This window comes from Pseudoduganella sp. GW821-FHT11H04 (assembly GCF_058807935.1).
The window spans coordinates 262,775-283,368 of record NZ_JBXARE010000005.1 but is presented as its reverse complement, the minus strand read 5'-3'; the positions used below and the strand labels follow the sequence as shown (position 1 = coordinate 283,368).

The 20,594-nt window shown below is 60.7% G+C and carries 12 protein-coding genes; 10 read left to right on the top strand and 2 right to left on the bottom strand.

The genetic code is table 11. The features are described 5' to 3' along the window. Window positions 1-46 precede the first annotated feature (46 nt). Window positions 47-2,518 (top strand): TonB-dependent receptor plug domain-containing protein, encoded by a 2,472-nt coding sequence (locus AC1RTP_RS14235; protein WP_498608280.1) that lies wholly within the window; start codon window positions 47-49, stop codon window positions 2,516-2,518. A gap of 49 nt (window positions 2,519-2,567) precedes the next feature. On the opposite strand, the gene AC1RTP_RS14230 is transcribed toward AC1RTP_RS14235, so the two are convergent. Continuing rightward, window positions 2,568-3,029 carry a rhodanese-like domain-containing protein gene (locus AC1RTP_RS14230; RefSeq protein WP_498608279.1) on the bottom strand — a complete coding sequence of 154 codons (462 nt, stop codon included), beginning with the start codon at window positions 3,027-3,029 and terminating at the stop codon, window positions 2,568-2,570. Between the two features lie 218 nt (window positions 3,030-3,247). Here AC1RTP_RS14230 and glnA point away from each other — a divergent pair, with 218 nt between their 5' ends. From glnA to AC1RTP_RS14190, 8 genes are all read left to right on the top strand, one after another. Beyond that, window positions 3,248-4,663 (top strand): type I glutamate--ammonia ligase, encoded by a 1,416-nt coding sequence (gene glnA, locus AC1RTP_RS14225; protein ID WP_498608278.1) that lies wholly within the window; start codon window positions 3,248-3,250, stop codon window positions 4,661-4,663. 98 nt (window positions 4,664-4,761) lie between these two features. Further along, window positions 4,762-5,247 (top strand): DUF4124 domain-containing protein, encoded by a 486-nt coding sequence (locus AC1RTP_RS14220; RefSeq protein WP_498608277.1) that lies wholly within the window; start codon window positions 4,762-4,764, stop codon window positions 5,245-5,247. Further along, on the top strand, window positions 5,244-6,335 hold the full coding sequence (glnL, locus tag AC1RTP_RS14215; RefSeq protein ID WP_498608276.1) for a nitrogen regulation protein NR(II): 1,092 nt from the start codon (window positions 5,244-5,246) through the stop codon (window positions 6,333-6,335). Before AC1RTP_RS14220 ends, glnL begins: the two co-directional genes overlap by 4 nt. A 9-nt stretch (window positions 6,336-6,344) precedes the next feature. Further along, complete coding sequence (ntrC, locus tag AC1RTP_RS14210) at window positions 6,345-7,841, top strand: nitrogen regulation protein NR(I) (protein ID WP_498608275.1); 1,497 nt, start codon at window positions 6,345-6,347, stop codon at window positions 7,839-7,841. Window positions 7,842-7,981: 140 nt separating this feature from the next. Then, window positions 7,982-8,947: a magnesium/cobalt transporter CorA gene (gene corA / locus AC1RTP_RS14205; RefSeq protein WP_498608274.1), complete on the top strand. Its 966-nt coding sequence runs from the start codon at window positions 7,982-7,984 to the stop codon at window positions 8,945-8,947. Window positions 8,948-8,989: 42 nt separating this feature from the next. Continuing rightward, entirely contained in the window at window positions 8,990-10,531 is a 1,542-nt protein-coding gene (locus AC1RTP_RS14200) for an HD domain-containing phosphohydrolase (protein WP_498608273.1), read from the top strand. Window positions 10,532-10,540: 9 nt separating this feature from the next. Beyond that, window positions 10,541-11,884, top strand: a complete 1,344-nt coding sequence (locus tag AC1RTP_RS14195; protein ID WP_498608272.1) for a sensor histidine kinase — start codon at window positions 10,541-10,543, stop codon at window positions 11,882-11,884. A 257-nt stretch (window positions 11,885-12,141) separates the two neighbouring features. Further along, on the top strand, window positions 12,142-15,072 hold the full coding sequence (locus AC1RTP_RS14190) for a TonB-dependent receptor (RefSeq protein WP_498608271.1): 2,931 nt from the start codon (window positions 12,142-12,144) through the stop codon (window positions 15,070-15,072). Window positions 15,073-15,119: 47 nt separating this feature from the next. Here the strand turns inward: AC1RTP_RS14190 and AC1RTP_RS14185 are convergent, their stop codons facing one another. After that, complete coding sequence (locus AC1RTP_RS14185) at window positions 15,120-16,754, bottom strand: NAD(P)/FAD-dependent oxidoreductase (RefSeq protein WP_498608270.1); 1,635 nt, start codon at window positions 16,752-16,754, stop codon at window positions 15,120-15,122. 613 nt (window positions 16,755-17,367) lie between these two features. On the opposite strand from AC1RTP_RS14185, the gene AC1RTP_RS14180 reads away from it, so the two are divergent. Next, window positions 17,368-20,550, top strand: coding sequence for a TonB-dependent receptor (locus AC1RTP_RS14180; RefSeq protein WP_498608269.1), 3,183 nt, complete (start codon window positions 17,368-17,370; stop codon window positions 20,548-20,550). Window positions 20,551-20,594: the final 44 nt, after the last annotated feature.

The window sequence follows — 20,594 nt, the reverse complement described above, 5'->3', positions numbered from 1 at the left end:
AGATAAACCAAGGGAGTGAAACTGGTTTAATCGATAAGGGGCAACTATGGCACCAAGAAAACACGTTCTCGCAATTGCAGTCGCATCTCTTTTCACCAATGCCGCCTGGGCGCAGGAAGTGCCCGCCGGTGAAACTGCCACCGTCGTCGTGACGGGCACGCGGGTTTCGAACCGCACCGTGCTCGACACCACCGCTCCGGTGGATGTCATCAGCGCAGACGCCATCAAGAACAGCGGCGTGCCGGAAATTACGCAGGCCCTTTCGGTAGCCCTGCCTTCCCTGAACTTCCCGCGCCCCGGCCTGGCTGACGGCACGGACACGATCCGTCCCGCCACCTTGCGCGGACTGGCGCCGGACCAGTCCCTGGTGCTGGTCAATTCCAAGCGCCGCCATTCTTCCTCGCTGGTTAACCTGAACGGCACCATCGGCCGCGGATCGTCGGCGGTGGACATGAACACCATCCCGTCCGGCATCGTAAAGAGCATCGAAGTGCTGCGTGATGGCGCTTCCGCGCAATACGGCTCCGATGCGATCGCCGGCGTGGTCAACGTGCGCCTGCGCAACGACCGCACGGGCGGCGAGGCGACCGTCAGCTACGGACGCCGCGATACGGAATACAGTTTCAATCCGGTGCCGCCGCCGGCTGGGGCCACCTGGAACAGCGCCGTCGATTCGCGCGACCGCAAGGATGGCAATACCCTTACCCTGAGCCTGTGGAAGGGTATGGAGCTGGGTGAGGACGGCTTCCTGACCCTGGCATTGGAGCGCAAGCGGCAAGACCACACCGAGCGCGGGGGCTGGGACACGCGCCAGCAATATCCTCTGGTGAGCGGCGCTTTCGATCCGCGCGAAGCGACGTTCAACCGCTTCGACGCCTGGTATGGCGAGCCTGAGATGAAGCAGAATACTTTCTTCGCCAATGCCGGCTATAACCTGGCAGGTGGCGTCAAGCTGTACGGCTGGACCAGCTACCAGGACCGCGATGCGCGTTCCGGTGGTTTCTTCCGCCGTCCGCTGCAAGACCAGAACGTGCTCGCGATTTATCCAGATGGATTCCTGCCGATCATTGCGCCTTCGGTGTCCGACTTCAGCGCCGCCTTCGGCGCGACCTGGACTGCCGGCGCCTGGGATCTCGACGCGTCCGTCAGCTACGGCGAAAACCGGATGGACTACAGCATCCAGAATACGCTCAACCGCTCGCTGGGCGCGAGCTCCAAGACCGTGTTCGACGCCGGCGGTTTCAAGTACGACCAGCTCACCTTCAACCTGTCCGGCGTGAAGCAGTATGAAGTCGGCCTGGCGTCGCCATTGAACGTGGCGGTAGGTGCCGAGGCGCGCCGCGAAGGCTATGCGCTGCACGCCGGCGAGCCGGATTCCTGGCGCAACGGCGGCATACTGCTGCCCAATGGATCGCCGACTGCCTCCGGCTCCCAAGTGTTCCCGGGCTTCCGTCCGAGCGATGAATCGGATACCAGCCGCAAGGCTTACTCAGTGTATGCCGACCTGGAAGCAAACCTGAGCGAAAACTTCCTGGGATCGGTTGCCGTGCGCGGTGAGCATTACTCGGACTTCGGCAATAACTGGTCGGGCAAGCTGGCCGGCCGCTACAACTTCACGCCGAACTTTGCCCTGCGCGGATCGGTGCAGAACGGCTTCCGCGCACCGTCGCCACAGCAGCAAAACTTCACCTCGACTGCGACCAATTTCATCAACGGCGTGCCGTTCGATATCACCACCTTCAAGCCGAGCGACCCGGCCGCCATTGCGCTAGGCGCCAAGCCACTGGATGCGGAGAAGTCGACCAACTTGTCGTTGGGCGCAGTGGCCAAGGTTGGCAAGGCTTCCTTCACGGTGGACGGGTTCCAGATCAAGATCCGCGACCGCATTGTGCTGTCGGAGAACCTGACCCAGCCGAATGTGCGCAACTACCTGACTTCGCTGGGCTTCGTTGGCGTGGGCGGTGGACGCTTCTTCATCAACGGCGTGGACACGACTACGCGCGGGGTCGACGTGGTGGCAAGCTATCCGTGGAATTCGCCGATGGCGGGCCGCTTCGATTTCACGCTGGCGGGTAACTACACCAAGACCGAAGTGACCAAAGTGCCGGTGACGGCGCAGCTAGCGGCCTTGAACCCAGCGCCGCCACTGTTTGACCGCATCAATGTGCTTACCTTCGAGCACGGCACGCCGCAGACCAAATTCACGGCCAGCATGAACCATACGCTGGGAGCCTGGAGCGGCACGCTGCGTGCGACGCGTTACGGCAAGGTGCTGCAGCCCGGTACCACGGCGGCCAACGACCATTGGATGACGCCGAAGACGCTGGTGGATCTGGAAGGGCGCTACAAGATCACGCAGCGCTTGACGGCGGCTCTCGGAGCGGAAAACTTGTTCGACCAGTATCCGGATCCCTATCCGGCTGCGTTGAATTCGACGGGGAATGCGCCGTTCTCCAACTATTCGCCGTTCGGGCGGAGTGGGCGGTTTGTTTATGCGCGCTTGAATTACGCGCTTTAACCCCTATAAACCCGGGTCAGACCCTTGGGTCTGACCCGGCATTACCGGGTCAAGCGCCGGCCCACGGCAGGCCTGCCTTGCACCAGCCGCCGACGTTCTTGCGGTGGCCGTTGACGTCCTTGTCCCCTTCAAACCCTTCCAGGATGTCGTAGCACTGGGTATAGCCCGCCTCCGTAGCCGCTTTGGCTGCGTGGCGCGAACGTACGCCCGAACGGCACAGGAACACGATCACGGTGTCCTTGCCCGGCACGGCCGCCGCCAGTTGTCCCAGGAAGTCAGGATTCGGCGTCCCGCCCGGATACACATTCCACTGCGCCGCATGATGCTGCTCAGCCGCAATCGATACGCGGCCCACCCAGTCACGCTCGGCGTTAGTCCGCACATCCACCAGCCGCACATGCGGATCGTTTTTCAGCAGCTCAAATGCCTCCAAAGGGGTCACTGCACCCGCATAGGGCAGCGAAGTGTCGCGTTTGCGTGCACGGTCGAGGATTTCGGCGTTGTTACCCATAGTTTTTCCTTTATCATCACTGCACCACAACGATGCATTTGCATGCCCTGGTGCAAAAATGCACCACAACGGTGCGATAATTGGTAAACGCACCCGCATGGTGCGGCTTTTACGTGTAGGGACTCGTGTTTTGGCTGGCATGATATCTGCTTAATGTACCATCAGCGTTCGCCGCACCCAAGTGGTCGCGGCAGTTTTTTCACTTAGGAGATTATGTAATGGCACTGACCGCCGCAGACGTTCTGAAGATGGTACAAGAGCACGAAGTTAAATTCGTGGACTTCCGTTTCGCCGATACCCGTGGTAAGGAACAGCACGTAACCGTGCCTGTGTCCCATTTCGACATCGACAAATTCGAATCGGGCCACGCCTTCGACGGTTCCTCGATCGCTGGCTGGAAAGGCATTGAAGCTTCGGACATGATCCTGCTGCCGGACCCATCGACCGCCAATATCGACCCATTCTTCGAAGAAACCACCCTGTTCATGCAGTGCGACGTGATCGAACCGTCGGACGGCAAGGGTTACGACCGCGACCCACGCTCCATCGCCAAGCGCGCTGAAGCCTACCTGAAATCCTCCGGCCTAGGCGACACCGCCTACTTCGGCCCAGAGCCAGAATTCTTCATCTTCGACTCCGTGAAGTGGAAGATCGACATGTCCGGCGCCATGGTCAAGATCGACTCCGACGAAGCTTCCTGGTCGACCGACAAAGACATCGACGGCGGCAACTCCGGCCACCGTCCAACCGTTAAAGGCGGCTACTTCCCAGTGCCTCCAGTCGACTCCTTCCAGGACATGCGTTCCGAAATGTGCCTGATCCTGGAATCGATGGGCATCCCGGTTGAAGTGCACCACCACGAAGTGGCTGGCGCTGGCCAGAACGAAATCGGCACCAAGTTCTCGACCCTGGTTGAGCGTGCCGACTGGACCCAGAACCTGAAGTACATCGTCTGGAACGTAGCTCACTCCTACGGCAAAACCGCTACCTTCATGCCTAAGCCAGTCGTTGGCGACAACGGTTCCGGCATGCACGTGCACCAGTCGATCTGGAAAGACGGCAAGAACCTGTTCGCTGGCGACGGCTATGCCGGACTGTCCGATTTCGCCCTGTACTACATCGGCGGCATCATCAAGCACGCTAAAGCACTGAACGCGATCACCAACCCAGGCACCAACTCGTACAAGCGTCTGGTTCCAGGCTACGAAGCTCCAGTGAAACTGGCTTACTCCGCACGTAACCGTTCTGCTTCGATCCGTATTCCACACGTGGCCAATCCAAAAGGCCGCCGTATCGAAACCCGCTTCCCAGACCCACTGGCTAACCCATACCTGTGCTTCGCTGCACTGATGATGGCCGGCCTGGACGGCGTGCAGAACAAGATCCACCCAGGCGAAGCAGCGTCCAAAGACCTGTACCACCTGCCGCCAGAAGAAGATGCACTGATCCCAACCGTCTGCGCATCCCTGGAAGAAGCCCTGGATCACCTGAACAAAGACCGTGAGTTCCTGACCCGCGGCGGCGTATTCACCGATTCGATGATCGATGCCTACATCGACCTGAAGATGACCGAAGTTACCCGCATGCGCCAGACCACTCACCCGGTCGAGTTCGACATGTACTACTCCCTGTAATCAGGGCCGATTGCCGGGATTAACTGGCAGTCAACAGAAGCGCGAGGTCAGCAGGATGCTTTCCTCGCGTTTTTTTTCGGATGTTGTATAGTCGGGGCATGAACACTCGCACTCTCGTATTTCAAGGGCTGGCGCTGCTGGCCTTGAGTGGCGCAGCGCAGGCGCAGCAAATCTTTCTCTGCGTGGATGCCGAAGGCCGCAAGGAACTGACCGATTCCCGCAAGGGGAAGAATTGCAAGCCGCTGGACCTGCCAGGCGCCGCCATTCCCGCGCCAAGCAGCGCACGCCGCGGCACGGCTCCTACCGCTCCAGCGGTGGCGCCGGCCAACTTCCCACGCGTGGATTCAACGGAGCAGAAGGCCCGCGATGCGGACCGCCGCGCCATCCTGACCGACGAACTCAACACCGAAAGCCGTAAGCTGGCGGAACTGCGCAAGGAATTCAACAACGGCGAGCCTGAACGCCGTGCTGACGAGCGCAATGCCGCCAAATATCAGGAGCGCGTAGCTGGCCTGAAGGACAGCATCACGCGTGCGGAAAACAATGTGGAAACGCTGAAGCGCGAGCTTGCCAACATAAAATGACACCAGACAGCCCTGGCAGTATCCGGCCCGCTGAACTGGCAGGGCTGGACCTGCTGGCATCGGCCGTCGTCCTTGTCGATGGCGGCGACCATATCGTGTACGTCAATGCGGCCGGCGAAAACCTGCTGGAATCCTCGCTGAAGGCTCTGGCGCGCCAGCCACTGGGCGGCCTGTTCGCGGCGCCGCTGGAACTGGAAAACATCATCGCGCAGGCGCGCGAACACAAATTCTCCGATGTGCGGCAAGAGCTGGTGCTGGAGCGCGCCGGCCGCGAAGCGCTGCACGTGCACATCATCGCCAGCGCGCTGGACGAGCCGGATGGCACCGTGATCATCGAGCTGCGCGAAATCGTGCAGCAGATGAAGCAGGACCGCGAAGAACGCCTGATGGACCAAAGCCAGGTCAACAAGGAGCTGATCCGCAACCTGGCGCATGAAATCAAGAACCCCCTGGGCGGCATCCGCGGCGCCGCACAGCTGCTGGAAATGGAGCTGCCGCCGCTGCACCTGACGCAGCTGCGCGAATACACCCAGGTCATCATCAAGGAAGCGGACCGCCTGCAAACGCTGGTGGACCGCCTGCTGGCGCCGCACCGCCGTCCGCATATCGTGGGCGACGTCAATATCCACGAAGTGCTGGAGCGTGTGCGCAGCCTGATCCTGGCTGAATTCCCGGTCGGACTCACCATTCGTCGCGATTACGATGCCTCCTTGCCTGAATTCCGCGGCGACAAGGAGCAGCTGATCCAGACGGTGCTGAACATCGCGCACAATGCCGCGCAAGCGCTGGCATCGCGCATTGAGCAGGGCGACGCAGAGATCATTTTCCGCACGCGCGTGGCGCGCCAGATGACGCTGGCGAAGGTGCGTTATCAGCTGGCATTAGATTTGCATATCATCGATAACGGACCGGGCATCCCGCCCCAGATCCGCGACCGTATCTTCTATCCGCTGGTGTCGGGCAGGGATGGCGGCAGCGGCCTGGGACTGACGCTGGCGCAAACCTTCGTGCAGCAGCACATGGGGGTGATTGAATGCGAAAGCAGGCCTGGTCAAACGGACTTCAGAATCTTATTGCCTTTGCCTTGATCGGAATACATGAAACCAATCTGGATTGTTGACGACGACGAATCGATCCGCTGGGTGCTTGAAAAAGCCCTGGCGCGGGAGAACCTCGCAACGCGCAGCTTTGCCAATGCGCGCGATGCGGTCGCCGCGCTGGAACATGAGACGCCGCAAGTGCTGGTGTCGGACATCCGCATGCCGGGCGACTCCGGCCTCGACTTGCTGCAGCTGGTGAAGCAGCGCCATCCCGGCCTGCCGGTCATCATCATTACCGCCTTCTCCGACCTGGACTCCGCCGTTGCGGCCTTCCAGGGCGGGGCCTTTGAATACCTGGCCAAACCATTCGATATCGACAAAGCGGTGGAGTTGATCCGCCGCGCGCTGGACGAGAGCCTGCGCGAATCGAGCATCGAATCCGGGCCTGCCGATACGCCGGAAATCCTGGGGCAGGCGCCGGCAATGCAGGAAGTGTTCCGCGCCATCGGCCGCCTGTCGCAATCGAATGTGACCGTGCTGATCACCGGCGAATCCGGTACCGGCAAAGAGCTGGTGGCGCGCGCGCTGCATAAGCACAGCCCGCGCGCGGATCAGCCCTTCATCGCGATCAATACCGCTGCGATTCCAAAGGATTTGCTGGAATCCGAACTGTTCGGCCATGAGCGCGGCGCCTTTACCGGCGCGCAGACCACGCGCCGCGGCCGTTTTGAACAGGCCGAAGGCGGCACGCTGTTCATGGACGAAATCGGCGATATGCCGTTCGACCTGCAAACGCGCTTGCTGCGCGTGCTGTCGGATGGGCACTTCTACCGTGTCGGCGGCCACTCGCCGCTGAAGGCGAATGTGCGCGTGATTACAGCGACGCACCAGAACCTTGAACAACGTGTGCGCGACGGTTTGTTCCGCGAGGACTTGTACCACCGCCTGAACGTGATCCGCCTGCGCCTGCCCAGTTTGAGGGAGCGGCGCGAGGATATCCCTATTCTGGTGCGCCACTTCCTGGTGCAGAGCGCACGCCAGCTTGGCGTGGAAGCGAAGCGCATGAGCGATTCGACGCTGGTATTTTTGCAGCAGCTTGAGTTGCCGGGCAATGTGCGCCAGCTGGAAAACCTGTGCAACTGGATTACGGTGATGGCGCCTGGGCAGACCGTGGAGGTGAAGGATTTGCCGCTGGAGCTGACGCAGGGACAGGAGGGGACGAGTGCGGCGCCGGTTGCCGCGCCGGTCGCCGCCGCCGAGGCCGCGATGCCACAGCATCACGGTACCGTGCAGCCCTTGGCCCCGCCGGCCCTGGCTGCGTCGCCGGAAGGCTGGCTTAGCCTACTGGAGCTGCAGGCTGCGGGAATGCTCAGTAGCGGGCAGCAGGATGTGATGGATGTGCTGGGGCGGCAGTTCGAGTCCGCCCTGATCCGCACGGCGCTGAAGTACACGCACGGGCGCAAGAACGATGCCGCCATCCGCCTCGGTATCGGCCGCAATACCATCACCCGCAAGATCGCCGAGCTCGGCATCGACGGCGCCAAAGACGACTGAGAACCGGTAAACCGTTGTCTGACCCGCAGGGTCAGACACCTCGGCCCGCGACCGTCGCGTATAAGTGTCAGACCCTGCGGGTCTGACACTGGTTTACCGGTTTTAAGTTATGCTGCGGGCTTAGCAAAAAAGGAGCCTGCATGCTGATCAACTGCGTCGCCTACCAGGATGGGCGCAAGCTGGCTGATATCCCGGTTGCGGATATCAGCGAATACGTGGCGCGACAAGACGCCTTCGTCTGGGTCGCCCTGCGCGACGCCACGCGCGACGAACTGGCCGTTATGCAGGAAGAATTCGGCCTGCACGAACTGGCGGTGGAAGACGCCGGCCGCGGCCAGCAACGTCCCAAAATCGAGGAATACGGCGACTCCCTGTTCGTCGTCGTGAAAATGCTCGAAATGCGCGAGGATGAAATGCACGTGGGTGAAGTCGATATCTTCGTCGGCCCTAACTATGTGCTTTCCAACCGCTCCAACTCCACCCAGGATTTCCTCGGCGTGCGCGCACGTGCCGAACGCGAGCCGCACTTGCTGCAGCAGGGCTCCGGTTTCGTGCTGTATGCCCTGATGGATGCCGTGGTCGATCGCTACTTCCCCATCATTGATGCGCTGGAAATCGAGCTTGAGAAGATCGAGGAACGTATCTTTATTCGCGGCTCGCAGCGTGACAATATCGAACGCCTCTACGACCTCAAACGCAAGGTGATGACCATGCGCCACACCGTGGCGCCGCTCCTTGACGCCATCGGCAAGCTGCATGGCGGCCGCGTGCCGGCGGTGTGCAGCAACACCCAGGAATACTTCCGCGACGTCCACGATCACCTGCTGCGCATCAACAGCGCGCTGGATACCATGCGTGACACGATCGGCACCGCGATCCAGGTCAACCTGTCGATGGTGGCGCTGGAAGAGGGTGAGGTGAACAAGCGGTTGGCGGCGTGGGCCGCGATTTTCGCCGTGCTGACCGCCTTTGCCGGCATCTGGGGCATGAATTTCAAGCATATGCCGGAGCTGGATTGGCGCTTCGGCTATCCCGCCGCCCTGTCGCTAATGGCTGTTGTTTGCTTTTCCCTATATCGCCGCTTTAAGAAGGTAGGGTGGCTCTAGAGGTATATAATTTACAAGAAACAACCTCCAGTGGGGCTGGGCATGGTGGATGACGCAATGTTGTTCGACGATGATGAAACGCCAGCCCCTGCTGAGCTACTCCCACCCTGGGAGATCCTCGTCGTTGACGATGAGCAAGCAGTACACCAGGTCACTGAGCTGGTGATGGCGGACTTTGAGTTCGACGGCCGCCGCCTTCATTTTTCCCATTGCTATTCCGGCGCAGAAGCGCGCAAATTGCTGGCACGTCCCGGCCAGTTCGCCCTGATCTTGCTGGACGTCGTGATGGAATCCGAACACGCCGGCCTGGAACTGGTGCGCTACATCCGGGAAGAGCTGGGCGACCTTAATGTGCGCATTGTGCTGCGCACCGGCCAGCCAGGCCAGGCGCCACAGGCCATGGTGCTGAAAACCTACGACATCAACGATTACCGCGAAAAGACCGAGCTCACGCACGCCAAGCTCAGTGCAGTGTTCTATTCCGGCCTGCGCGCCTATCGGGACTTGATGCGCCTTGAGCGCGCCCGCCTTGGCCTGCGCCGATCGATCGACGCCATCACCCACGTCTGCGACTCGGACAACCTGCGCCATTTCTGCTCAGCAGTACTGGAGAACGCATCGGCATTGCTTGGCCGCCAGGCGGAAGGCGTATGCGCCAGCCGCATGAACGCCTACGCGGCTGCCCGGCAGCCTGGACGCTTGCAAGTGCTGGCCGTTACCAGTGCCTACGCCGGTCTGGCGCCGGAGGAAACTCTGGATCATTTGCCGGCGCCGGTGCGCGACGCCTTCGTGCGCTGCATGGCGGAACAGACCGACCACTATGGCCCGCTGTATTACGCCTGCTATTACCGTACGCGCGACGGCAACGAGAGCCTGCTCTATATGTCTTTCAGCGAAGCGCTGCAGGACGAAGAGCGCGAGCTGCTTGGCCTGTTCGCGGCCAACGTCGCCATCACCTACGAAAACCTGCTGGCACGCGAAGAACTGGAAGCGACGCAAGACGCCATCATCCACATCCTGGGCGAGGCGCTGGAGAGCCGTTCGGCGGAAGCCGGCGGCCATGTCGAGCGTGTCGGCGAAATCGCCGCCATGCTGGGCGAAGCGGTCGATATGCCGGCCGGCGCCGTGCGCCAGCTGCGCCAGGCCGCTCCGCTGCACGATATCGGACATGCCGGCATCCCCGACGAGATCCTGAACCTGCCAGGCCCGCTCGATGCGCAGCAGCGTGCGCGCATGCAGGGGCATAGCGACATCGGCTGGCATATGCTGTCTTCATCGACGCAGCCGGTACTGCGGCTGGCGGCGCGTATCGCCCACGAACATCACGAGCGCTGGGACGGCGCCGGCTATCCGCAAGGCTTGCACGGCGCCGATATCAGCCTGGCCGCGCGCATTACTTCGCTGGCCGATTTTGTCGATGCGATGGTGAGCCCGCGCAGCTACCGCCCGGCCCACACCTTGCAGCATGCACTGGATGAAGTGCGAGAGGGCAGCGGCAGCCGCTTCGATCCTGCACTGGCCAACCTGCTGTTGCAGCATCAGGATTATTTACAGGACCTGTACAGGCGCCATCCGCCTCATTAGGAGCCCGCCATGGAATTATTCGACGCCAATGACGCGCGTACTCTTGCCGAGGCGGCGTTACGCGCGATCACTGATTCCACCGCCCGCGCTCGCGGCGAGGAATTCTTCCGCGTGCTGGTGCGCGACCTCGCGGCCTCGCTGGATGTCACCTACGTCATTGCCGGCCGCGTGATTCACATGCCGGACGGGCAGGAAGGCATACGCACGCTGGCTGTCTGGGGCGGCGGTGATTTCCTGCCGAATATGGAATACAGCCTTGAGCACACGCCTTGCCACAACGTGACCGACCAGACCATGTGCTTCCACGGTTGCGGCATCCAGCAGGATTATCCGCTCGATGCACTGCTGGTCGACATGAAGGCGGAAAGCTATGTCGGCATGCCCATGATCGATACCGAGGGCAAGACGCTGGGCATCCTGTCAGCGATCGACACCAAGCCTATCGACGAGAACAAGCGTTTGCTGGCGCTGTCCCTGCTGTCGATCTTCACGGCGCGATCGGCGGCTGAACTGCAGCACCAGGAGCGCGAGCACCTGCTGGAAGAAAAAGTCATGCGCCGCACGGAAGCACTGCGGGCTGCCCAGGCCAGCCTGGTGGAGCAGGAAAAGCTGGCGGCTTTGGGCTCGCTGGTGGCCGGCGTGGCGCATGAGGTGAACACGCCGGTGGGTGTGGCGCTGACAGCGGCATCGGCCATGAGCAGCTACACTGCGCAACTGGTGCAGGCGCTGGAGGCGCCCAAGGTGAGCCGCTCCGACCTGGTCAACCTGGCTGCGCGCCTGAACGACGCTGCGGCCCTGATTGAGCAGAACCTGCACCGCGCCGCCGGTTTGATCGGCAACTTCAAGCAGCTGGCGGTGGACCAGGGCACCGAGCATGTGAGCGCGCTGGCGCTGAAGGATTATGTGCAGGGCGTGGTGTCGGCGCATAGCCCCGAATTGCGCAAGGCAGGCATCAAGGTGGAGGTGGAAATGGACCACCTGCTGCGTCCGCGCCTGCCGCCCGGGAAGTTCTCCCAAGTGCTGTCCAACCTGTTGATGAACGCAGCGCGCCACGCCTACCCGGACGGGAAGGGCGGCACCGTCATCGTGCGCGCGTGTGCTGCCGACGGTTGGCTGGACATGGATTTCGTCGACCACGGCGTAGGCCTGGCGCCAGGGGTGCGCGACCGGATTTACGAGCCGTTCTTCACCACCAAGCGCGGGCAGGGCGGATCGGGCTTGGGCATGCACATCGTCTACACCATCATGCAGCAGATGGGCGGAACGGTGGAAGTGCACAGCAACCCTGGCGAAGGCTGCCGTTTCCACTTGCATATGCCCTTCGAAGTCAAATCATCCCCGCCCTCCGCCTAGTATTCGTTGTTTTTCCGCAACGATCGACATACTAACTGCTTCGCTTACTTAGCCGAAGTTACAGGCATTTTGTGCCCGTGTATCAACACATCAACATTGCAACTTTAATGTACATTACTGTACATTTGCATAATTGACCATTGCGAATGCGGCATGGTCCCATTGATAGATTCGGCGTGGGCGGCGCAAGTTGGCCGGCGTTGAATCGAGTTGTCGGGACATTTAAAAAATGCTGTATTTCTTGATGGAATTTGCAAATGAAAAAAACTGTACTTGCGCATGCGCTGACTGTTGCGTTTAGCGCTACGTTAGTGATCGGCGGGAATGCCTACGCGGCATCTAACTCCGCCGGTTCGGTGGGCGGCCGCGCTGCGGTCGGCACCGTCATCACGCTGGAAAACAAGGAAATTGGCCTGAGCCGCACCATCACCGTGGACAAGGCCGGCACCTACTCGGTTCCGCAACTGCCGCCTGGCCACTACACCCTGAAGGTCAAGTTGCCGAATGGCCAGAGCGAAGAGCGTGCAGTCGAGGTGCAAGCCGGTGAAGGCTCGGTGGCGCACTTTGAAGATTCCGCCCGTGTGGTGGTGACTGGCCGCGTGAGCCGTATCGACACCAAATCCCCTGAATCCAGCATGGTGCTGAGCAAGGCTGCCATCGACCGCCTGCCGATCTCGCGCGACGTAACGGCCGTGGCCCTGCTGGCCCCTGGCGCAACCAAGGGCGATACCCGCATCGGCCAGACCGCCCTGCGCGCCGGTAACGTGCCTTCCCTTGGCGGTGCTTCGCCTGCGGAAAACGTCTACTACATCAACGGCTTCAACGTCACCAACTCGCTGAACGGCGTGGCGTTCAACCAGGTGCCGTTCGAAGGCATCTCGCAGCAGCAGGTCAAGACCGGCGGCTACGGCCCTGAGTACGGCCGTTCGCTGGGCGGCGTGCTGTCGGTAACCACCAAGCGCGGTACCAATGAATGGAAGGGCGGCGCCAACGTGATCTGGTCGCCGGAATCGATGGAAGGTTCCTCGCTGTACGCCGAGAAGAGTCCGACCACCGGCAAATGGAACCTGGTCAAGCGCCCTGGCGGCACCGACGACCTGCAAGCCAACCTGTGGGTGGGCGGCCCGCTGATCGAAGACAAGCTGTACTTCTTCGGCCTGGTGCAGGGCGCCGACATCGAGCGCTCGACCTACGGCGTGAGCACCCAGAACACGATGAAGTCCAGCACTCCGCGCTTCCTGACCAAGTTCGACTGGAATATCACCGACAAGAACTTGCTGGAATTCACCGCATTCAGCGATAAGACCAAGGATAAGCAGTACAACTGGGATTCGCCGGTACCGTACGGCACCGCCAAGGGTAACGACAAAGGCGTCGACGAATACACCACCGGCGGCGAAAACCTGATCGGTAAGTACACCACCTGGCTCACCGACGACCTGACCGTGTCGGCCCTGTACGGCGTTGGCAAGTACAACCGCAAATCCAACGTGGCATCGGCAGCCTGCCCATACGTGCAGGACTCGCGTCCGACCACGGCAGTGCCGATGGGCTGCGCCACCGCGACCTCGATCACCGATCCGAATGCGAACGACAAGCGCACCGCGTGGCGCCTGGATGCCGAATGGAACCTGGGTAGCCACGGCCTGCGTTTCGGCGCCGACAACGAGAAGTATGAAGTGGTCGACGGCACCGAGTATCCTGGCAGCGTGCGCTACGTTGTGCGCACCCTGGCAAACGGCGGCAGGCTGTCCAACGGCTACGTCAACAACAGCGGCGCGGACATGGACTACATCGATGCGCGCACATTCAAGAACGGCGGCCAGTTCACCACCAAGAACTCGGCTTACTACCTGGAAGACAACTGGCAAGTCCATAAGGACGTGATGCTGTCGCTGGGCGTACGTAGCGAATCGTTCGAGAACCTGAATGCCGAAGGCAAAACCTTCATCAAGGTGAGCAACACCATTGCTCCTCGCCTGGGCGTGGCGTGGGACGTGGGCGGCAAGGCGCAGACCAAGGCCTTCGCCAACGCGGGCCGCTACTACATCCCTGTGATGTCGAACACCAACGTGCGCCTCTCCGGTGCCGAACTGGATTACCGCGACTTCTACGTCTTCAACGGCAGCTTCGGCGCGGATAAGTTCCAGCTGCCGGGGCAGGGCGCGCAACTTGGTTCGCGCGTCACCACGTCGGATGGCAAGGCCGGCGATCCACGCTCCGTGGTTGACCCGAACATCAAGCCGATGTTCCAGGATGAATTCATCATCGGCCTGGAGCAGGCCCTGACCGACCGCTGGAAAGTGGGCATCAAGTACACCAACCGCAGGCTGAAGAAGGTGATGGACGACGTCTGCAACAATGAGGGCGCGTTCAACTGGGCCAAGGCCAACGGCTACACGGATGCCAAGGCGAACGTGCTGGCCAGCGCGATCGGCCACTGCTTCCTGTACAACCCGGGCGGCGACCTGACTGCCAACGTCGATTTCGGCGACGGCAACGGCCTGACCAGCGTGACCATTCCAGCCAAGGACATGGGCTTCCCTGAAAAACCAAAGCGTACCTACAACGCGCTGGAGTTCAGCTTCGAACGTGCTTGGGATGGCAAGTGGAGCCTGGGCGGCTCCTACGTGCTGGCCTATAGCCGCGGAAACACCGAAGGCTACGTCAAGTCCGACATCGGCCAGGACGACGCCGGCATCTCGCAGGACTGGGACTACCCTGGCCTGATGGAAGGCGCAAACGGCTACCTGCCTAACGACCGCCGCCACACCTTCAAGGCCTTTGGCGCCTACCAGGTGTCCGACGAGTGGCGCGTGGGCGCGAACCTGCTGGTGCAGTCCGGCCGTCCGGTCAACTGCCTGGGCTACTACGACGGTAAGCTGGACGGCGTGTCGATCGAATACGGTTCGGCTTCCTTCTGGTGCAACGGCCAGTTGAATCCACGCGGCACGCTGGGCCGCCTGGCATGGACCAAGGACGTGAGCGGACAGGTGAACTACTCGCCGAAGTGGCAGAAGGGCTTGAGTTTCCAGGCTGAAGTGCTGAACATTTTCAACGAGCGCACCGTGCAATCGATCGAAGAAGCCGGCGAAACCGGCGTCGGTTCGCCTTCGCCGTCGTACATGCAGCCGGTTGGCCTGCAGAACGCACGCCGCTTCCGCTTCACCGCGAAGTACGAGTTCTAAGAAGGTGTGATGTAAGAAAGCCTGCCCTGAGGGGCAGGCTTTCTTTTTCAGGACTTGTCTGCGGCTTGCATCGAAAGCGCAACCGCTTCAGCGACCTTGATGCCGTCCACGCCGGCCGAGAGGATGCCGCCGGCATAGCCTGCGCCTTCACCGGCCGGGAACAGGCCGCGCGTGTTCAGGCTTTGCAGGTCGTCGTTATTGCGCTTGATGCGAATCGGCGAGGAGGTACGGGTTTCCAGGCCGGTCAGAACGGCGTCGTGCTTGAAGTAGCCCTTCACCTGCTTGTCGAAGGCCGGGAAGGCTTCGCGCAGGGCCACCACGGCGTATTCCGGCAGGATGGTCGCCAAGTCGGTCCAGGTGATGCCCGGCTTGAAAGAAGGCGTCACGGCGCCAACGTCGCTCGACGCGCGGCCCGCCACGAAGTCGCCCATCAACTGGCCCGGCGCGTTGTAGTTGGAACCGCCCAGGACATAGGCTTTCTCTTCCAGGCGGCGCTGCAGCTCGATGCCGGCCAGCGGGTGGCCCGGGTAGTCGACTTCCGGGCTGATCGAGACCACGATGGCGCTGTTGGCATTGCGCTCGGCGCGCGAGTATTGCGACATGCCGTTGGTGACCACGCGGCCCGGCTCCGACGCTGCCGCCACCACGGTGCCGCCAGGGCACATGCAGAAGCTGTACACGGCACGGCCGTTACTGGCGTGGTGCACCAGCTTGTAGTCGGCGGCGCCCAGGATAGGGTGGCCGGCGTTCGGGCCGAAACGGCACTGGTCGATCAGCGATTGCGGGTGCTCCACGCGGAAACCGATCGAGAAGGGCTTGGCTTCCACGTACACGCCACGCTGGTACAAGGTCTCGAAAGTGTCGCGCGCGCTATGGCCGATGGCCAGCACCACATGGTTGGTTTCCAGGTATGCGCCGCAGGCCAGGTGCAGGCCGCGCATCTGGCGCACGCCGTTTTCCTCGCGGATGTCGAAATCGGTCACGCGCTGCTCGAAGCGTATCTCGCCGCCCAGGGCCGTGATTTCCTCGCGCATGTTTTCCACCATCTTCACCAGGCGGAAGGTGCCGATGTGCGGCTTGCTCACGTAAATGATTTCTTCGGGGGCGCCCGATTTAACAAATTCGGTCAGCACTTTGCGGCCGTAGTGCTTCGGGTCGCTGATCTGGCTGTACAGTTTGCCGTCCGAGAAGGTGCCGGCGCCGCCTTCGCCGAACTGTACGTTCGACTCTGGGTTCAACACGCGCTTGCGCCAGAAACCGAAAGTGTCCTTGGTCCGCTCACGCACAGTCTTGCCGCGCTCCAGGACGATCGGCTTCAGGCGCATCTGGGCCAGGATGAGGGCGGCGAACAGCCCGCAAGGACCCATGCCGATGACTACCGGGCGTGGCTGCTTGCCGTCGGCGTTCACGTCATGGGCCACGAATTGGTAAGTCATGTCGGGGGCCGGCATCAGGTGCTTGTCGTTGCCGAGGCGGGACAGGATTCCCCCATCGTCCGTGGTTTCCACGTCGATCGAGTAAATTAGGGAGATGTTGCTCTTTTTTCGCGCATCATAGCTGCGTTTGTAGACGGTAAAGCCCAGCATCTGTTCCGCAGAAATCTTCAGGCGGGCCAGGATGGCCTGCGCCAGTTCCGGTTCCGCGTGGTTGAGTGGGAGTTTGATTTCGTTTAGTCGCAACATGATGGCCTTTCTCAGCAGGATGGGGCGCGCAACGGGCCCAAAGGCGACATTCTACCTGCTTTCTTCGGTTGTATAAACGCAACAGAAGTGCGCCGCTCCAGGCCTTTAAAAAGTACTATTCCTGTACTTTCAGTCCCAAAGATGCAATAGTTGCTCAATAGCACGGTGACAAAGTGTTATTCAGATTATTTTTTGAATAATTCTCCCGCTCGGGAAACTTAATTCAGGTTTTTGCATAAATTAATGCGAATTAACTTGGAAGTGATTATTGGAAATAATCTCGCTCGCCTTATTCCTCTTGCCGACCTGGCTCAGCAATCCCCAGTAAAAACAGCTACTTGCCGACATCTTCGTCGAACAGACCGTATCAGGAGTGAGACAAAGTGTTGTGTTTTAATAATACTGGTCGATTATTTATTGACTAATTTGTACGCGGCGTGATTTCATAGCGCTGCTGAAATCAATTCACCTGTAAATGATTCCGGCGCTCGCTACATTTGCGAGGTTAGTGAAGACGTAGTCGGGACAAGAAAATCAATGCTGACAACAGCTAGCTGGCGGCTGGTGAGATCCACCTTCAACTTGCTGGAAGCTGCTTACTTTAGGAACTGATATGTTGAGAAAAAACGTAATTGCACGTGCTTTGGCACTGGCATTTGCCACCGGCGCCCTGGGCGTGGCAATGATCGAGCCAGCAATGGCTCAGTCGAATGCCGCGGGTAGCGTCTTTGGTACGGTGGAATCGCCGTCCGGCACCGTAGTCAACCTGACCAACCTGGAAACCGGCCTGAAGCGCTCGGTCGACGTGCCATCCAACGGCCGTTACCAGGCAACCGCGCTGCCACCAGGCCGCTACAAGGTTGAGCTGATGCGCAACAACGCCGTTGCTAGCACCTCCGAAGTGGAAGTCCTGGCCGGCCAAGGCGCCAACGCTTCCTTCGGTACCGTAGCAGCGGTGCAGGTGACCGGCCGTCGTTCCCGTATCGACGTTTCGAACACCAACAACGGCGCCGTGTTCAGCGCCAAAGAACTGGCCAAGCTGCCAGTTCAGCCAAACCTGAACTCGATCGTTCTGCTGGCTCCTAACACCACCCGTGCTGACAACGCCTACGGCGGCGCATCGTTCGGTGGCGGCGGCGCTTCGGAAAACGCGTTCTACCTGAACGGCTTCGCAATCACCAACCCGCTGACCCAGCTGGGTTCGATGGAACTGCCATTCGGCGCGATCCAGCAGGCATCCGTGATGACCGGCGGCTTCGGTGCTGAATTCGGCCGTTCGATCGGTGGCGTGATGAACGTGACCACCAAGTCCGGTACCAACAACTGGGAAGCTGGCGCGACCTACAGCGTTGAGCCAAACAGCCTGCGTACCAAGCGTCGCAACCGCTACTACCAGAACACCGGCTTCGAAGACAATGCTGGCACCGATGGCAAGCTGCACTTCCGTCGTGACCTGGCCCAGTCCAACATCTTCCAGTACGGCACCTACGTTGGCGGCCCGATCATCAAGGACAAGCTGTTCATGTTCTTCGCGATGGACCAGACCATCAACAAGTTCAACCAGCTGGCACTGGGTTCCGACTCCACCGTGACCACCATGGAACAGCAGGGTTGGCAAGCCACCCGCAGCCTGGAAAACCGCTGGGTTGGTAAGATCGACTTCAACCTGACCGACAACCACCGCTTCGAGTTCACCTCGGCTGGCGATGACTGGCGTCAGCGCGTACAGCGTTACGGCTACACCCTGGATGGCACCACCGCAGCAGAAAAAGCTGCTTCCCTGGCATCCCTGAGCGGCGCTGTCAACGGCAACCTGTACACCCAGCTGTCGACCAAAAACCCAGGTTCCCTGGGCATCAACCCTGGTAACCCAGGCGCGAAAGTCAACATGCTGCGCTACATCGGCAACCTGACCGACGACCTGACCCTGACCGCAATGTACGGTCAGCTGAAGTCCGAGCGCGGCGTGAACTACGAAGTTCCATCGCTGGGCACCACTGCTCCTCCATCGGTGACCATTCCTGCCGTGTCTGCTCGTGTACCAGCACTGGACGCACAAGGCCTGTACCGCAACTTCAACCCATTCTCGGGCAGCCTGAGCAAGCCGGGTGAAGACAAGGTCAAGTCCTTCCGTCTGGACCTGGAATACAAACTGGGCGACCACACCCTGCGTGGCGGTCTGGATTCCAACAAGATGGACATCACCAGCGCCGGTCTGGCAACTTCCGGTGGCGTGGCTTGGACCTACCGCCGTGTAGCGGCTAGCGGCGGCACCCGTTGCTACGACGCAGTTCTGTCGAACGGCCGTCCTGGCAACGTCTGTAACTTCGGCGGCTTCGGCACCGGCGGTTACTACGCTCGCGCAAGCATCTTCAGCTCGATCACCGATGCCAAAGCAGATCAAACTGCTCAGTACATCGAAGATCGTTGGCAAGTTACCAAAAACCTGCTGGTTACCGGCGGTATCCGTAACGAAGCCTACAGCAACACCACCGGCGACGGCGACAAGTTCATCGACATGAAGCACCAGGTTGCTCCACGCCTGTCCGCTTCGTGGGACGTGAACGGCGATGCATCCCTGAAGGTGTACGGTAGCGCAGGCCGCTACTACCTGCAGTTGCCAGGCCAAGTGGCTGCCCGTGCGGCATCCCGCTCGACCCTGACCCGTCAGGATTTCACCTACACCGGCATCGACGCAACCACCGGCGCACCGCTGGGCCTGAACCCAATCAACGCTGCTCAGTCTCCTGACGGCGAAACCGGTTCCCGCAAAGTTGCTGCTTCGGTTGTTGCACGTGACCTGAAGCCTAACTACCAGGACGAGCTGACCCTGGGCTTCGAAAAAGCCTACAGCCCAGACCTGAACTTCGGCGTGAAGGCTACCTACCGTAAGCTGGGCGCTGGTATCGACGACAACTGCGACACCCGTCTGCTGTACGACTTCGCATTGAAGAACGGCATTCCTGTGGTCTCCAAAGACTACATGAACTGCTACATCTTCAACCCAGGTAAAGACGTCACCATCTGGATCGACGGCCACGACGTGAACGGCAACCCAATCGTCAGCGGCAAGGGCCAGTGGGCTCACTTCACCGCAGCTGAAGTTGGCAACCCGAAAGCTGAGCGTAAGTACGCTGCTCTGGACATGTTCCTGGAGCACCCACTGCGCAACGGCTGGTACGGCCGCGTGAACTACACCCTGTCGCGCAGCAAGGGTAATATGGAAGGCCAGACCCGTTCCGATACCGGTCAGACCGACGTTGGCGTGTCCGCTGGTTGGGACTACCCAGAGTTCGCTCCATACACCAACGGCCTGCTGCCTAACGACCGTAAGCACCAGCTGAAGGCGTTCGGTTACTACCAGGTGATGCCTGAGTTCTCGGTCGGCGGTAACGTTCTGGTTCAATCCGGTCGTCCGAAGGTCTGCCTGGGCACCAACGTGGCTTCCGACTCCGATGGCGAAGGCTTCCCACCGCTGTCGACCACCTACGGTGGTCCTGGCTACGGCGCCGAGTACTTCTGGTGCGATGGCAAACCATCCCCACGTGGCTCCCTGGGCCGCATGCCGATGGAGAAGCGTCTGGACCTGAACTTCACCTACACGCCACAAGCTGTTAAGGGCCTGGCGATGAAGATGGACGTGTTCAACGTGTTCAACTCGCAGCAGCCTACCGCTCGTAACGAAACTTACGACGACGGCTCCGGCGCTGGCATCCTGCCGAACTACGGCGAGCCACGTTCGTTCCAGACCGAACGTTCGATCAAGTTCACTGTGGAATACAACCACAAGTTCTAATCGGACTGACTCAAAAGACCGCGGCTTCGGCCGCGGTTTTTTCA

Coding starts and splice junctions, on each gene's coding strand:
- AC1RTP_RS14235 (WP_498608280.1), top strand. CDS start 47: ATGGCACCAAGAAAACACGTTCTCGCAATTGCAGTCGCATCTCTTTTC.
- AC1RTP_RS14230 (WP_498608279.1), bottom strand. CDS start 3,029: ATGGGTAACAACGCCGAAATCCTCGACCGTGCACGCAAACGCGACACT.
- AC1RTP_RS14185 (WP_498608270.1), bottom strand. CDS start 16,754: ATGTTGCGACTAAACGAAATCAAACTCCCACTCAACCACGCGGAACCG.
- AC1RTP_RS14220 (WP_498608277.1), top strand. CDS start 4,762: ATGAACACTCGCACTCTCGTATTTCAAGGGCTGGCGCTGCTGGCCTTG.
- glnL (WP_498608276.1), top strand. CDS start 5,244: ATGACACCAGACAGCCCTGGCAGTATCCGGCCCGCTGAACTGGCAGGG.
- corA (WP_498608274.1), top strand. CDS start 7,982: ATGCTGATCAACTGCGTCGCCTACCAGGATGGGCGCAAGCTGGCTGAT.
- AC1RTP_RS14195 (WP_498608272.1), top strand. CDS start 10,541: ATGGAATTATTCGACGCCAATGACGCGCGTACTCTTGCCGAGGCGGCG.
- AC1RTP_RS14180 (WP_498608269.1), top strand. CDS start 17,368: ATGTTGAGAAAAAACGTAATTGCACGTGCTTTGGCACTGGCATTTGCC.
- AC1RTP_RS14200 (WP_498608273.1), top strand. CDS start 8,990: ATGGTGGATGACGCAATGTTGTTCGACGATGATGAAACGCCAGCCCCT.
- ntrC (WP_498608275.1), top strand. CDS start 6,345: ATGAAACCAATCTGGATTGTTGACGACGACGAATCGATCCGCTGGGTG.
- glnA (WP_498608278.1), top strand. CDS start 3,248: ATGGCACTGACCGCCGCAGACGTTCTGAAGATGGTACAAGAGCACGAA.
- AC1RTP_RS14190 (WP_498608271.1), top strand. CDS start 12,142: ATGAAAAAAACTGTACTTGCGCATGCGCTGACTGTTGCGTTTAGCGCT.